Here is a 13,441-nt window from a genome sequence, read left to right as displayed (position 1 = left end):
AGTGCCATATTAGATTTCTTTACTTTATTGAGTTGATACATCATCTAGATGTAGCTCTAGAACCTTACTAGATATGGTTAGTCGTTTTACTACCGTGTAAATAATATCATTTAGATGGACTATACTTCCCTCAGTATTTTTTCCATGAAGTTCTTTAGCATTAATCATATAACTAGGCATTCCACTTAGAAATACAAGCTTATATATTTCTGGAATTGGATGAGTTGTAATGATGTTTACCTCACCTTGATGCTTCTTTATGCGATTGTTAACATCATTTAAATAACCCTGGCTTTGTTTACTTAGCATATTTTGTTCCTTATAATTTTTCATAATCAGCTTACTTAGTTGGAAATAATTCTATTAATTGAGTGCATATTTTTATTCAGGCATGAGAATACCTCCTTTTGAAAAGAAATAACTTATTGAGAAGATATAAGGGTAACGACGATATGACGATATATGGTTTATATATTGAGTAGAACAATTGAGGCTAGAACTAGCCCATACCCTTATAATACCATAAATATTTGATAAATGCAAATGATTGTCATTTACAGGCTAATACGCTAATGCTAAGAACACAAGGCAACTTGACGGACTAAGATGCGTATGGGACATTTCCGAGTTGGACTTTTAGCTCGAGTTAGTGAGTTTCGATTTAAAATTTCTATGGGGTAACCTTTTGCTAAAAATGCAGTAAAATGGCTAGCAAAAAAATTAGCGAGAACAAGTAATACCAGCTGTTTTTTTGTCACTTAAAGCAACTTGATATCTATTCTTCCTCGTAACTTTCGTCTATTTCTCGTGCAATACCTTCGAACCTTTTGTGATTTTCTTGCAGGTAGTACAAGTAAATTCTGGCGTCAGACTCAGAAAAATCATTAGTATTTGAGTTTGTCAAATAATCTTTTACTCGATCAATGCCATGAAAATATTCATCAAGGTCGTACTTAGTATAATCAGTAAGCTCGTTTCTTTCTTGCAGTGCACCTTGAAACTCATTATATGTTTTTTCAATCGACTCAAGCATTTTAAAACCAAAGGAGACATTTGAGCTCGAAGGCGAGTAAATAGCTTGTCCTACTTTCTCAAACATATATCTCATTTCTGAGTGAAGGATGTCTACTAGCGGTTTTTCCATAAATTTAGCCTTATGCTTTTCGTCAATTTCTCGAAGCCTTTCATTAATTGATAGATATGCTGTATTGATGCCCATCAGCTGTGTTTCTGCAATTTCCGAAAAATCTACGTCGATGAACTCACTTTTACCCTCGTCGTAGAAACGAGCAAGGGTGAAACCACCTTTGCTCATAGAAATACGAGATATGTGATTAAAGTACGTTGTTTTCTTTACTTGATTCTTTGTTGGGTGACCTATTGAGGCATTTCTAACTGCTCTAATACCTTTTAATTCTTCTGACAGTTCATATGGTACATCAAATGCTTCTGATAAATGATTCATTGCATCTTGCTGTATAAATAATGCTTGTAGTAGCCCGTATGTATAGATATACGATAATCCAGTTTCCTCAGGATATTCCGATTTAAAGTAGCTTTGCAATGCCAAGCCAGTGTCACCAAGGGTATCCAATGAACAACATATTTGATTCCAGTTATCTAACTCTGAAATCAAAACCTTCTGATATCTATGAGTATTTATATGCTCACGTACCTGTTTTTCGATATCGAAGAATATGATAAGACTTTCTTCAATTTTGCTCATCTATCGCAAATCCTTTCAATAGGTATAGCGCCTTAAAAACTGGCGAAAAATTGTGGGCTAAACTTGAGCGTAACGAAAATAGACTCCGGCTTTTAGTCAAATTAATCAAATTGTTATACACCTTTGATTAATGACTTCCAATCTACGTATTTACCTATGTTTTTGAGGTTAGAATCGTCAATGTGACGACCTTTTAATTCATTACGACAATCATCGACGTATGAGCAAATAGTTTGGTAGATTTCTGCGTTTGTTGCCTCTTTGTAAAACGAATTCTCAGGAGCTAATTTATGAGTTACATATTTGAACTGCTTAGTTCTCGATTTAACAAACCGTTTTTTATCATCTTGCCAATATTCGCCTCTAATTTGTGAACCTAAAATATGTAGTTTAATAAAACCTATTATTTCATTATATTCCCAAGCCCCACCATAATTTTTATGTATTGCATTTTTATAAATACTTAAATAATCTGGATTATCTTCACAATACTTCCTTTTAAATTCAGCATCAGAACCACCAAAGATCCTATTTTCAGTAAATACACTTCTCTGTTCGTAATATACTTCACGTTTAATTCTATAAACAGGGATTGTCATTAAATCAATTTGATACATTCAGACTCTCAGTTACGAATTAGGTGTATAACGCCCCGCTAGAAGGCGAGCAAAGCGAGTCCTAGTGAAGGCCACGCTTTTTGTGGCCGTAACGAATTTCAGCGGTTTGTTATGCATTTCAGTAGTGCTCGCACTTTCCAAAAAATACCGTCGCATTCATTAAGAATACAAAAGGCTTTTCAGGGCCTGATTCAAACTCTTCGATAGTGAGCGCATAAACACTCGATCCAGCTCCAGCACCTTGATCTACTCTCATAGTTGCGACCACTTTATAGGCATTCTCAGATGAACCAAAATCTATAACTTGAGGTTCTGTTACATATGAATTTTTGAGTGCACCGGCCATCACACCGCTAGCTCTATCCACTGAGAAGTCCCTTCCTACGTAGTTATCTACATAGAATTGGTGTGAACTCCCGTTATCACCAGATGCAGAAGATACCCTTTCAACGACACACTTATAATCACGCCCCGCTGCTGTAGCGGCGACAGTCCAGCAAGAAAATACAAAACAGAAGAAAAGACTGACTATTCTATGCTTCATTGAAAACTCCTTTTCCTGCATAACGTCTTAGTATTTATGCGCTGCGCTGTTTGTAAGGCATAAATCGCTTGTTGGACTTGGCCGTTGCCACATCCGTGTAAATGGGTATGAATGATGCTATAGGAATTTGCTTTTTTGCGGTAGCGGTTTTTTATACTGTTTGATGGGTAATCACTTGATATCGTTTTAGCTTTCTCATTTTTTTACGATTACTTTCGACTGATTATTGACCTTAGTCGACAGCATTTCGCCCCCACATTCAGGCTGACACTCGCAGCACGTCCCCTAACAGGCTTGCGTCTATAAGTCTGGCTACTTTTTGTCGGTCATTCCGCTTCGTCTTGAGGGAATGGCTATCCTGACATGAGTATTAGCAGGCATTTGAAAGATCGGATGGGCATGACTTCTAGGTTGAAAGTAACCTCATCACATTAGCTTTTCTATAGCCAAAGCTTTATTCGCCCTACTTGCATTTTTAACTTTGAAACAAGCTTTGGGGCATAAGCTATTTAGAACAGACTTCCATATTGATAACTTAAGATTGGCATTGTTGTATCCACTGTTCGTCGTTGCATTCGTATATTTTATTGTGACCCAGGGATGAACGGATCGACCGCAGTTCATTACCCTAGCCAGAAGTAGGTTCGGTATCTAAGGTCTAATACCCGCATGCCTTGGCAAGCAAAAACGTTATAGATGGTAATGTTATCAGTCATATCACCAACCTTCCCCTCTCTGTGGACAACAAATAGAGTACGCTTCAGACATTTGCCCCTTTCTCAACTCTCGCGTTAATCCGCCACATGAAGGCATGCAGCTGTATTCCGGCGTGTTTAGCGCGTCTTGCCCATCGAGGTTCAGCATGCGTTTATCTGGCCAAACAAACATGCATTTCCAAATCGCGACATCAGGGGCAACTTTCGAATGGGTTATGCGTAATTAAAAACAATAAACTTGCCCTTTTTCACGGTTTGCTAAAAAAATTCTCCATTTCCTCAAAAATATTTTTTGCTGACAAATTTAAGGTTAATTCGTCGTTTATATCATTGTTATGTAGTAACAAATTTTAATGTGGGTTAATCGGCTTACCCTTAAGTTAGCGATGTTCATATCGTCATTTTGTAAAGATATGTTTACAGTCGAAGTGCGCTTGTGCAGGGCATATTTTAAAAATTAATGCTTTAAAAACAATGATTTTTAAAAATAATAGTGAATGCATTTTTTGAATGTAATGCGTTTTTAAAATACGTTTTCAAGCTAAAAGAATTGAAATAAAACAGCGAGGTATCAATGGCGATTGGGGGGCATAGAAGCGTGATGAACGCCTGGATGTTTTTTTAAAATGAATTGTGCCTTGCACGAAAATTCACAAGTTTTTGTGGATTTTCGAAAATTGAATATGCTGCTCGCGTGTTAACAAACACACGTGAGCGCTTTCCCCATGTCGAGAAAGACGTTTGCCTTATCCATAGGGGTAACCTTTAATTTTAGCAGAGATTAATTTTTCCGCTGCAAATTAACGGTTAGCACTCTGAAATGTAGCAAGAGGTGTAACGTGAGTAACAAGTATAAAGCGAATAAATCACGCGGCAGGCATGTATATCAATATTTTTCGCAGAAGAATCAAGCCCCGCTGAAGGTCGAATCATTCCTTGAATTGTGTATTGCGGCGCAGATGGAGTGTGAACCGAATATCGTTGCCTATGCTGCGCAGCCTGAAAGCCTGCATCTCCATGACAGTATTACCAATAAGACCATTCGATATACACCTGATTTTCTTATTAAATATGCTAATGGTACTGCGGCATTTATTGAAGTCCATCATTCAAGTCATATCACGAAAGACTTCCAGTCGCGATTAGCACTATTCAATGAATACTCACTTAAGACGGCTAATGTCCCTATCGTCCTCGTTGATGAGCGTCAGTTAACGCCCATGATTTATACCAACCTCCAGTTAATCGCTAATCGGCGTTCTGCACGGTTATCATGTACGCTCAACCATGCAGACCTACCTGAATTATTGACATTTGAGGCGTTAGTCGATTGGCTCAAGCCTAGAAGCCAAACATCCGTGGGTGATGCATATCATTTAGTCGGAGCCGGTTTTTACCAATTCGACAAATCACAGTTGCTACTGGCAAGCACAACCCTGAATAAGGTGATGCTATCGTGATGTTTGCTCAGGCGCGTGACCATCAATTCCACAATAGCAACGGCGACATCATGACGGTCTTGTTTGCTGATGACGTGTCGATTTTGCTCGAAGTGGATGATGATGAAAAAACGCGAGAGTTCTTAGCGCTAGATGTATTTAGCACAAAACTGCATGAGAAAACCCTTTTCCCCAAACCGGTCGAAAAAACGCGTCTCATTTTGTCCCCAGTACAGCAAGCGACTCGGGATTCGCGGATTGTTTATATTCATACGCTGCGCGACATGCTGCAGAACGACGAAACCCTAAAGCCGACGACGTCCACTACCTATCAGAAAATGATTGAAGTTGTTGAGGAGAATTACCCTGCACTCAGAGGGGCTGAACATCCCAAGAAAACAACGATTAACCGTTACTGGAAGACTTGGATAAGCTCACGTTTCAATGATGACAGTTTAATCTGTAAATCACGCTCACATACCCCTCGTATCGGTGAGGAGTCTAACGCGTTAATCGACACGTATTTGAGCACGACTTACCAAGATAGTCGCCATAAAGTGGCTACGGGTCATTATGCTTGTTACAAACAAGATGCGCTGAAAGCACGTGAAACAAATCCCAATATTATCGTTGCAAGCAAACGAACGTTTTCGCGCAGAATTGAAGCGAGACAGTCGATTTGTGACAAATTAGACGATCCAAAAACTCCCCACGCTGAACGTCAGCAGCTCTCACTTAACCTGATTAAACGGATAAAACTGCATTACCCATTGCAACGTGTTGAACTCGATTGTTTGCACACAAATATCCGTGTTATTGATGATGTCACGGGGGAGCTAACTGAGCCTGTGGTCATCTATTATGCACTTGATTGTTATACGCGTGCACCGCTAAGTATGGTTTTTGATTATGGCAAAGGAGAAGCGACGGAGGTTGTTTTACAGTTGATCCAAAATACGTATTTGCGTGACGACAATCTCCCCTTTTGCGGTAAGACAGATACGTTCATCATGGATAATGGCCCTGCATTTAACAACAAGTTAATTAAGAGTCTATGTGAACAGCTGGGGAGCAATATCGTTTATACCCCTTCGAATACACCGTCAGCGAAACCCTTTGTAGAATCGCACTTTAGAGTGTTTAGGCAAAAATTTGAATCGATGGTGGTGACGGATTCAGCCGGCAACCGCACTGTTGGTTTAAATACCTATCCGAAAAAAGGCACTAGAACAAAAATAAATCCACTTAAGAATACGCATATCACTGCCAGTACGTTCACAAAGATAATCAATACCATGCTGACAGAATACGCTCACAAGACCCATTCAGGGTTAAATTGTTCACCGATATTCTGTTGGCAGCAATCTAGGGTGGTGCAATCTTATTATGATTACGATTCTATTAAGCACCACTTCCATGTCGCGACACAGGCGCATGAGCAGCAACTCGATTCAAGAGGTTTTGTCCGTGTATTGAAACACCGCTTCACCAGTGTTGAACTGAAAAAAGTGCATACGTTACTCATGACCTATGGTCACAAAAACGTCAACCCCACCGTTCAGGTGTTTTACAACCCCTATGATGCAAGCAGTGTCACTGTCAGCGTTGCGCTCCCGAACGAGACAGAGGCCAGGTCAATCGTTGCTTATAATTATGATGAAGAAATCAACTCGCGTTGGCCCGTTTCCTTTGCACAGTTAAATGGCAAAGTGCAGAAAGGACAACACATTTTCCAAACTGAAAAACATCAGGTTACCGGTCAATATGCCGTCACGATTGACCGTTTCATTCCCGCCAAAACAGTACGTATTAAACGAAGTGGCAAACCGACAAGTTCGTTTGAAGACAATAATGCAAAAGAACTGTCAATCGAGCAGCGCATTCAGAATGCCAATGCGACTGATTCGTTAAAAGATATTAAGTGGCAAAACTCATTAGACAAGACTGAATTGGCTGACAAACAACGCGCAAGCCAACTGAATGAACCAGAACAAATTATTGATAACACGCAAAGGGACACTAAAGCCTTATGGTAGTCAGCATACCTACACCTGTAGACACCTTTATTGTTAAACATACATTGGTTAAACACGCCCATGAACAAATTGGGCGAGTTCATCAAATGTGTCACCTTCCCAATAATAAAAAAGGCGTGCTCATTTATGGTAAATCGGGCGAAGGCAAAACCTACATCGCTGAATGTTATGCCGCTCAGTTTCCTCCGGTGAAAGAAGTCGACCACATTCGTCTGCCGATATTCACTTACCGTTTTCAAGAAGCGAAAAGCAAAGTTGATGATATTTTGCGACTGTTGATAACGGAATTAGGCGTGCAGCCCCCAATAGGTAAAGTTGCTGCGGGTGAGTTAGATAAGCAATTTCGATTTCTGATTAAAGCACGTGGTGTCGAACTCATTATTCTTGATGAAATTCAACAGGTTTTTCCTGCTAAACAAGGGAAAATTGCATTAGACATGTTGAAATACTTCTGCGCCCTACTCGACACGCTCACTTGTTCAATTGTCTTTATCGGTAGTGAGCGGGCCATGCGACTCCTGACCTTCGGCGAAGTGGATAAAACCGTCGACGACAACGAGCAACTCAGTCGCAGAATGCTGAGGTCAGTAAAACTGCATCGTATCTTACCGAGAACGCAAGAATGGGTTGATTGTATCAACAGCTTTCTACAGCAAATCAGCGCTCCTCAAATTGGTATCGAGGATAAAGAGCTATTAGATAGACTTTACGTTGCCTATATGGAGCGCAGCTTCAGTACCCTTGATGGCTTATTCATGCGTGAAGATATGAGTCATATCAAAGACCGCCACACACTGATGATGCGTTTAAAAGCGAACTTTTATATTTACAGCCAAAACGTCAATAATCCCTTTGATGAGTCTGAATATAGCTATAGGGCAATAGACGCTGCGGTCACACATGAATACCAGAAATTAAAGCGGGAGTTGAAAACGTGTCTTTAGCCTTTTCGCCACAGAGAAAACCTGATGAAGTTAGCATCAGTTACCTTCTTCGTTTAGCGCGCGTTAATGGTTACGCAAGGATTGGGAGTATGGTGTCGTCAACTGAGCAAAATAACATTATTAAGCTTCAAATTACACCGGCTCTGAATGCTAAATTTGGCATACCAATAAGCCAAGGTGATGTGTTTTCTACGATTATCAATCCGATGTTTAACCGCAACATTCAACTCAACCCTAAAGTGTGTATTCAGTGCTTGAATGAAGATGGCTACCTGTTAACGGAAGTGCAAAATCCGTTTTGTCATGCCTGCTCCAAACACCAATCTGCACTGACGAGTCAATGCACCACGTGTTACGAAAGCCTTGCTTGGGATATTCCACTTATAAAAGGGCACTGTACTTCTCCTCGATGCGGGGTACAACTGAAACCCTCGTCAGAAAATGTACGTTCATTGAGTGAGGCTCAAGTGTCAGATTGCCTCTATGCCGCACTGGTATTGGAAAAAGAGCACATCATGGCGCTCAAACCGAACGCCTATGCTTCACTGCCATTTTATGAAAACATGCTCGAAAAGGGATACCGGTTATTAACGGATAATGCATTTTTTCGAGAGTGGGTACAAAAGACACTTCAGGCAACCTCATCTTTACTACCTCACAATATCCGCAGTGTGGCTATTGTGCAGTTCCTTGAAACACTTTCCTGCACGTGGCCTGCCGCTACGTTAGATATTGTTATCCCAGCTCCCCCCGCAGATGGCATTGCTCTTTCGGTGACAGAACAATGGCTTCCATTTGGAAAAGCATCTCGGCTACTTGAGCTGAGGCCAGAAGAACTGCAGCTGCTTCAACACGTTAATTTAGTGAAACATGCACGTAAAAGCAGACTTCACCATAATAGCCAAATTGATGTTGCACCTATTTTCCAGTTGTTAGTCGGTAACGACATCCAACCTGGCATGGTGTGCTTATCAACACTCACGGAGGTCATGGTACATAATGATGTTGAAATGTATGACATTCTCATAGGATTCAAAGAAGGCCGCCTGCAGTTAGGATATGGCGAAGGTCACAATTTACGACGTGCTATCTGGTGCGAACCGGCGTCTTTTATACGGTTTGCAAAGGACGTCTTTAGCAAGCGGCAATATGACGCTATCTCCCTAGAGAAAGCGGTATCATTAACAGGCTTACCCATGGAGCTACTTCACGCACTTAGAAAAATGGGTAAACTTCGCCCTCCTCGCGTCGCGCGTGCCGGCAGTCTGGCACTTTGCCAATTTGAAGATGTACTACAAATACGCCAGCAACAAAAACCGATGCAGTTATCACTCATATAATGAAGCAATATCGCCTGTTAAAACCTATATATATAAAATACTTACGATTTAAATTAAAGCATAGACACTAAGGTTAATGCCCACATTCGTCATCGGTAATGATGTGGGCTTTAAGCTGAAAGCCATTCATATAAATCCCACTTATTATCCCCATCGCTTAACTCATTAAAGCAATATCGTCCTGCACCCAATATCCGTTCCAAATATATGTAGCAGACCTCCGCACTCAGATACGATTTAAATCATGGCGTTTTATCCGCGCAAATTTCAATTCGTTTAGATTTTTAAATATACGCCTGTATTGTCGGCGGCTCACTTACCACACCTACAACATATGTAAGTAGAAACCTTGAAGCAATCTGATATGCGTTGACTTGATATTTGATTTGTGGAAAATGAATAGATTGGCGGCGATAAAGCATAGTGTCACCACCAAGCTATTGATTTTAAGGTGAAAAACAAATCTCAATTTAGGTGGCAAAAATGTTCAAAAATCTCAACTTGAATGGCAATGTTGTTATTTTGTTAAACCGTCAAGTCATTGAATAAGTTCAATTACGGCTGCCTGAGATTCTCATTCTGTGTGACCACGAACACATTTGTGTTCGTGTCCACTCAGAATGAAATTTCGCGGCAGACTGAGATTTGCTTTTTTCCGCCGAAATTCTCTGGGCCATCTTACCTGCTCTTATTTGTGTATTGGTACAATTAACTAAGTTTGGTGCTTGGGGACTAGATGATGGTTTGTTGCTATTTGCTTGTAAATGGAAGTTGCAGAGAAGCCTGTCCGCAAAAGATGATATCACTCTGATAAATTAACAGCGTTGCGAATCGATTTCATATCGAACCCACAGCAATCAAATAAGTTTGGCTTAGCGGAATGCCAATAAACTTAGGAGAATTGTTTGTGAAACATGCAACCGCTAACACTTTCAAACCCGCCGGTATCAATGTTGAACCTTCTGACATTGTACCCTTGGCTGCCACCGAAACACCCTCCCACAGGAAATCTCACTCAAGCTCTCAGTCAACAGAGTCCTTAGGTACATTAGCTATCCCTACTTTTTATTTGCGTTTTGCATTACCCATGGCCTTCGCCATGATGCTCAGTGGCAGCTACAACTTAGTCGACTCTTATTTTATTTTGAAATACATCGGCGCCGATGCATTGGCTGGGGTAACGATTGCCTTCCCATTACAATGGAACTGCGACCTTAGTGAGCCGATTTTTAGGGGCAAGCGAGTTTAATAAGGCGAGTCAAATCGCGAACACTGGTTTTGCGTTAGCCCTATGTTGCGGCCTGATAGTGACTATCGTGTCACTCGCCCAGCTTGATCATTTATTGGCGTTTGTGACAATCGTATTTATGGGTTTTCCTAACTCGGTATTTCGCGTGTTCACCGATGCCCCCGCACTCATTGCCGCCTGTATTAAGATTTCGAGTGTGACATTTATCGCTTTACCTTTGGCGGGGATCACAGGTATTGCGATTGCTGTGTATCAAGGCACAAATCGCCCTAAGCTTGCATTGCTATTATCTGGGATAAAAATCTATGGTTTGTTACTGCCCCTGCTGGTCCTGTTACCTCAACTATCCTTTACAGAGATTTCATTTATCACAGGCGCATTAAACATTAATATCATGTCAAACGCTTTGATTGAGTTGTGGATGGCCTTTCCAATCGCGGACATCTTAGCTTGTCTCTTGAGTTTATTGATCATCAGTATTTGGCCTTTCATTCACGTGCCGCGAGCAAATCGAGTCAGTCATGGAGGTAATGCAAAATGAAGTTAGCCAAGATGAAAGATTCAAGCGCCATCGCATTAAATGAAACCAAAGTTCGCGCTAAAAAACTGCTCAAAGCTTGTCAGCAGGATGAGCCGTTAGCCAAGCAAAGAGTCGCGACCTTAATGGCGAAGTTGGGCATCTTACACTCAGATTTCCAGCTTAAGCATTGCCAACAAGTGATTACACGTGAGCTAGGGTTTATCGATTTTCATCATTGCCAGCGAGTCCTGTCGGGTCAAGCCATACTTGGGGATGATTGGGGAAGTTTATTCCATACTAAACAATGCGACACATTACTCAATCATTGGTTTACTGGCTATTTAGCCGCGCGTGAGTTTAATGCGCAAGCTGAGGACACATTGCTACTCCCCTACAAGAAGCAGTTTTTTGTGGTGGAGCGGCGAGATTACTTCAATGCGCTGAATTTGCGGATAATTTTGCAACCGGTGGATAACGCTGGCGAACCGACAACACTCCGGGATCTGGTGAGTAGCTATGCTAATGCAAACTGGAACTCCTTTGCGCTGGCCATGGTCCAACACAAATTACCCAAAGTGTAATGATGGCTGAGATTGTTAGTGAATCATGTTGAATGAGGAAATCTAGAGTTAAATAATACAAGCAAAGTCATCATTGCTGATGGTCTTGCTTGTGAAATATGGCTGAGGCGCTGCGTTTCGGATCAGAAACGCAAGACTAAAATAGCTAAAATGCAAAAAGCCGCTAATTGCTTAGCGGCTTTTTGACTAAATATGGCGGAGGAGCAGGGATTTGAACCCTGGGTGGGCTATAAACCCACGCCGGTTTTCAAGACCGGTGCATTAAACCACTCTGCCACCCCTCCGAACGAGGCGCATAATATAAGTAAGTCTGTTGACTGTAAAGCACTAACTCTCAATTATGCGCCAATTGTTGCTATTACACTCAATCCGCTGGATTTTGCTTCACATCGGACATTATGCCTACCCGTGCGGGATCTGGCTTAGTGAAATGTTTGGCAAAGTCGCCCCACTCTTGTTGACTCTTAAGTATATAGCCGACCACAACTAAAATAGCGCAACATAGGATACCCCAACCAATCGCCACTTCACCTAGGCTTGCCCACATAGCAACTAAGCTAGATGCTCCAAAGGCAATGCTGATCTGTAAGAAGTTCTGTAATCCAGCGGCCTTAGCGGCATTCTGACTAAACTGCTGTAGCGCGCTGTTCACGACTATTGGGTAAATAGCGCCATTAGCTGCGGCCAAAATCGAGAACGAAATAAGCAGTGGGAAAATCGTGCTCGCGGGATAAATCAGCGTGAACATGATGATCGAAATAACGCAGGCTGCGAAAACTGACAACAAGATATTGAGTGTTTGATGCCCGCCAATGTGTTTTATCAGTAACTTACTCGCATAACCACCGACAATAAACATGATGGTTTGCGGGATAAAACTTAACCCAATTTCAGTCGCTTGATAACCGTGCATTTCCATCACAATCGGCCACACAGTTAAGTAGGCAAAGAAAGCACCGGAACAGGCACCGAAGATCACGACGTTGCCTAAATAGCGGGTGTTTTTCAAAATTTGCCCATAAGATACAGCAACATGTTCACTGTGTTTATGTTGACTCTTGCCTGGAACAAAGTACAAGGTCATCAATACCAGCAGAAAAGCGATAACACACAAGGAGATAAAGATTGCACGCCAGCCTAATTCGTTCAGAATATAAGCGCCAAGGATTGGTGCTAATGCAGGCGATAATGCAACCAATGGCATAATGTTGCTGAAAATACCTTGGGCTTTATAGGCATCATATTGTTCTACCACAATAGCTTGCCAAATAACCCCTGCGCTACAGGCGCCAATGGCTTGGAAGAAGCGCGCGGTATTGAGCATTAATATAGAATCACTGTTGGCAATAAACACGCTAGCAATGGCAAATAAAACAAGGCCAAAGATCAGTGCCCAACGTTTGCCGATTTTATTGACTAACGGGCCATAAAGCAGCTGACCTAAGGCAAGACCCGCAAGGAAACAGGTCAGTGACATCGCCACCTGTGATGGTGTGCTGTTAAATGAGCCTTCAATTGCTTTGAAAGCAGGCAAATACATGTCAGTGGCAATAAAGCCAAGCATGCTCAACATGGCTAAATAGAATAGAAACATAAAGAACTTTATGTTTACAAAGGTGTTACTAGACGTTTTCATAAAATAATCGGGTCGGATTGACTAAAGTGTACAGTCTAAAGACTTGTTAAATTTATTGGAAACGTTTATTTTTGACTTGTGCTATCAATTATT

General features: G+C 41.3%; 12 protein-coding genes and 1 tRNA gene. 7 read left to right on the top strand and 6 right to left on the bottom strand.

Features of this window, described 5'->3' with window-relative positions; all coding sequences use genetic code 11:
- Positions 1-24 precede the first annotated feature (24 nt).
- The 4 genes from ACHA99_RS18410 to ACHA99_RS18395 form a co-directional block, all read right to left on the bottom strand.
- Positions 25-309 carry a hypothetical protein gene (locus tag ACHA99_RS18410; protein WP_393944301.1) on the bottom strand — a complete coding sequence of 95 codons (285 nt, stop codon included), beginning with the start codon at positions 307-309 and terminating at the stop codon, positions 25-27.
- 466 nt (positions 310-775) lie between these two features.
- Positions 776-1,726 carry a hypothetical protein gene (locus tag ACHA99_RS18405; protein ID WP_393944299.1) on the bottom strand — a complete coding sequence of 317 codons (951 nt, stop codon included), beginning with the start codon at positions 1,724-1,726 and terminating at the stop codon, positions 776-778.
- 113 nt (positions 1,727-1,839) lie between these two features.
- Positions 1,840-2,343, bottom strand: coding sequence for a hypothetical protein (locus tag ACHA99_RS18400; protein ID WP_393944297.1), 504 nt, complete (start codon positions 2,341-2,343; stop codon positions 1,840-1,842).
- A 118-nt stretch (positions 2,344-2,461) separates the two neighbouring features.
- A complete protein-coding gene (locus ACHA99_RS18395) occupies positions 2,462-2,887 on the bottom strand; it encodes a hypothetical protein (RefSeq protein ID WP_131526074.1) in 426 nt (141 codons plus the stop codon).
- 1,555 nt (positions 2,888-4,442) lie between these two features.
- On the opposite strand from ACHA99_RS18395, the gene ACHA99_RS18390 reads away from it, so the two are divergent.
- The 7 genes from ACHA99_RS18390 to ACHA99_RS18360 all read left to right on the top strand — a co-directional run bounded on the left by ACHA99_RS18390 (position 4,443) and on the right by ACHA99_RS18360 (position 11,712).
- Positions 4,443-5,063, top strand: coding sequence for a Tn7 transposase TnsA N-terminal domain-containing protein (locus ACHA99_RS18390; protein ID WP_263185797.1), 621 nt, complete (start codon positions 4,443-4,445; stop codon positions 5,061-5,063).
- A complete protein-coding gene (locus tag ACHA99_RS18385; RefSeq protein WP_310802531.1) occupies positions 5,063-7,078 on the top strand; it encodes an integrase in 2,016 nt (671 codons plus the stop codon). The genes ACHA99_RS18390 and ACHA99_RS18385 overlap by 1 nt, the downstream gene beginning before the upstream one ends.
- Entirely contained in the window at positions 7,072-8,022 is a 951-nt protein-coding gene (locus tag ACHA99_RS18380) for a TniB family NTP-binding protein (protein WP_115334638.1), read from the top strand. The genes ACHA99_RS18385 and ACHA99_RS18380 overlap by 7 nt, the downstream gene beginning before the upstream one ends.
- Positions 8,013-9,362 (top strand): hypothetical protein, encoded by a 1,350-nt coding sequence (locus ACHA99_RS18375; protein WP_393944294.1) that lies wholly within the window; start codon positions 8,013-8,015, stop codon positions 9,360-9,362. Before ACHA99_RS18380 ends, ACHA99_RS18375 begins: the two co-directional genes overlap by 10 nt.
- A gap of 907 nt (positions 9,363-10,269) precedes the next feature.
- Positions 10,270-10,611 (top strand): hypothetical protein, encoded by a 342-nt coding sequence (locus ACHA99_RS18370; protein ID WP_393944292.1) that lies wholly within the window; start codon positions 10,270-10,272, stop codon positions 10,609-10,611.
- Complete coding sequence (locus tag ACHA99_RS18365; protein ID WP_393944290.1) at positions 10,580-11,152, top strand: hypothetical protein; 573 nt, start codon at positions 10,580-10,582, stop codon at positions 11,150-11,152. The genes ACHA99_RS18370 and ACHA99_RS18365 overlap by 32 nt, the downstream gene beginning before the upstream one ends.
- Positions 11,149-11,712 (top strand): hypothetical protein, encoded by a 564-nt coding sequence (locus tag ACHA99_RS18360; protein ID WP_393944288.1) that lies wholly within the window; start codon positions 11,149-11,151, stop codon positions 11,710-11,712. Before ACHA99_RS18365 ends, ACHA99_RS18360 begins: the two co-directional genes overlap by 4 nt.
- A 193-nt stretch (positions 11,713-11,905) precedes the next feature.
- On the opposite strand, the gene ACHA99_RS18355 is transcribed toward ACHA99_RS18360, so the two are convergent.
- Together ACHA99_RS18355 and punC are read right to left on the bottom strand one after the other, a co-directional pair.
- Positions 11,906-11,996, bottom strand: a tRNA-Ser gene (locus tag ACHA99_RS18355).
- 80 nt (positions 11,997-12,076) lie between these two features.
- Positions 12,077-13,348, bottom strand: a complete 1,272-nt coding sequence (gene punC / locus ACHA99_RS18350; protein ID WP_393944286.1) for a purine nucleoside transporter PunC — start codon at positions 13,346-13,348, stop codon at positions 12,077-12,079.
- Positions 13,349-13,441: the final 93 nt, after the last annotated feature.

The organism is Shewanella sp. S23-S33, assembly GCF_043359565.1.
Lineage (GTDB): Bacteria > Pseudomonadota > Gammaproteobacteria > Enterobacterales > Shewanellaceae > Shewanella > Shewanella oncorhynchi.
The sequence above is the reverse complement of the archived record's forward strand: the minus strand, read 5'-3'. Positions and strand labels throughout refer to the sequence as shown.

Excerpts from the sequence above, each read along its gene's own strand:
- ACHA99_RS18410 (WP_393944301.1), bottom strand. The coding sequence starts at position 309 with ATGCTAAGTAAACAAAGCCAGGGTTATTTAAATGATGTTAACAATCGC.
- ACHA99_RS18405 (WP_393944299.1), bottom strand. The coding sequence starts at position 1,726 with ATGAGCAAAATTGAAGAAAGTCTTATCATATTCTTCGATATCGAAAAA.
- ACHA99_RS18400 (WP_393944297.1), bottom strand. The coding sequence starts at position 2,343 with ATGTATCAAATTGATTTAATGACAATCCCTGTTTATAGAATTAAACGT.
- ACHA99_RS18395 (WP_131526074.1), bottom strand. The coding sequence starts at position 2,887 with ATGAAGCATAGAATAGTCAGTCTTTTCTTCTGTTTTGTATTTTCTTGC.
- ACHA99_RS18385 (WP_310802531.1), top strand. The coding sequence starts at position 5,063 with ATGTTTGCTCAGGCGCGTGACCATCAATTCCACAATAGCAACGGCGAC.
- ACHA99_RS18380 (WP_115334638.1), top strand. The coding sequence starts at position 7,072 with ATGGTAGTCAGCATACCTACACCTGTAGACACCTTTATTGTTAAACAT.
- ACHA99_RS18360 (WP_393944288.1), top strand. The coding sequence starts at position 11,149 with ATGAAGTTAGCCAAGATGAAAGATTCAAGCGCCATCGCATTAAATGAA.
- punC (WP_393944286.1), bottom strand. The coding sequence starts at position 13,348 with ATGAAAACGTCTAGTAACACCTTTGTAAACATAAAGTTCTTTATGTTT.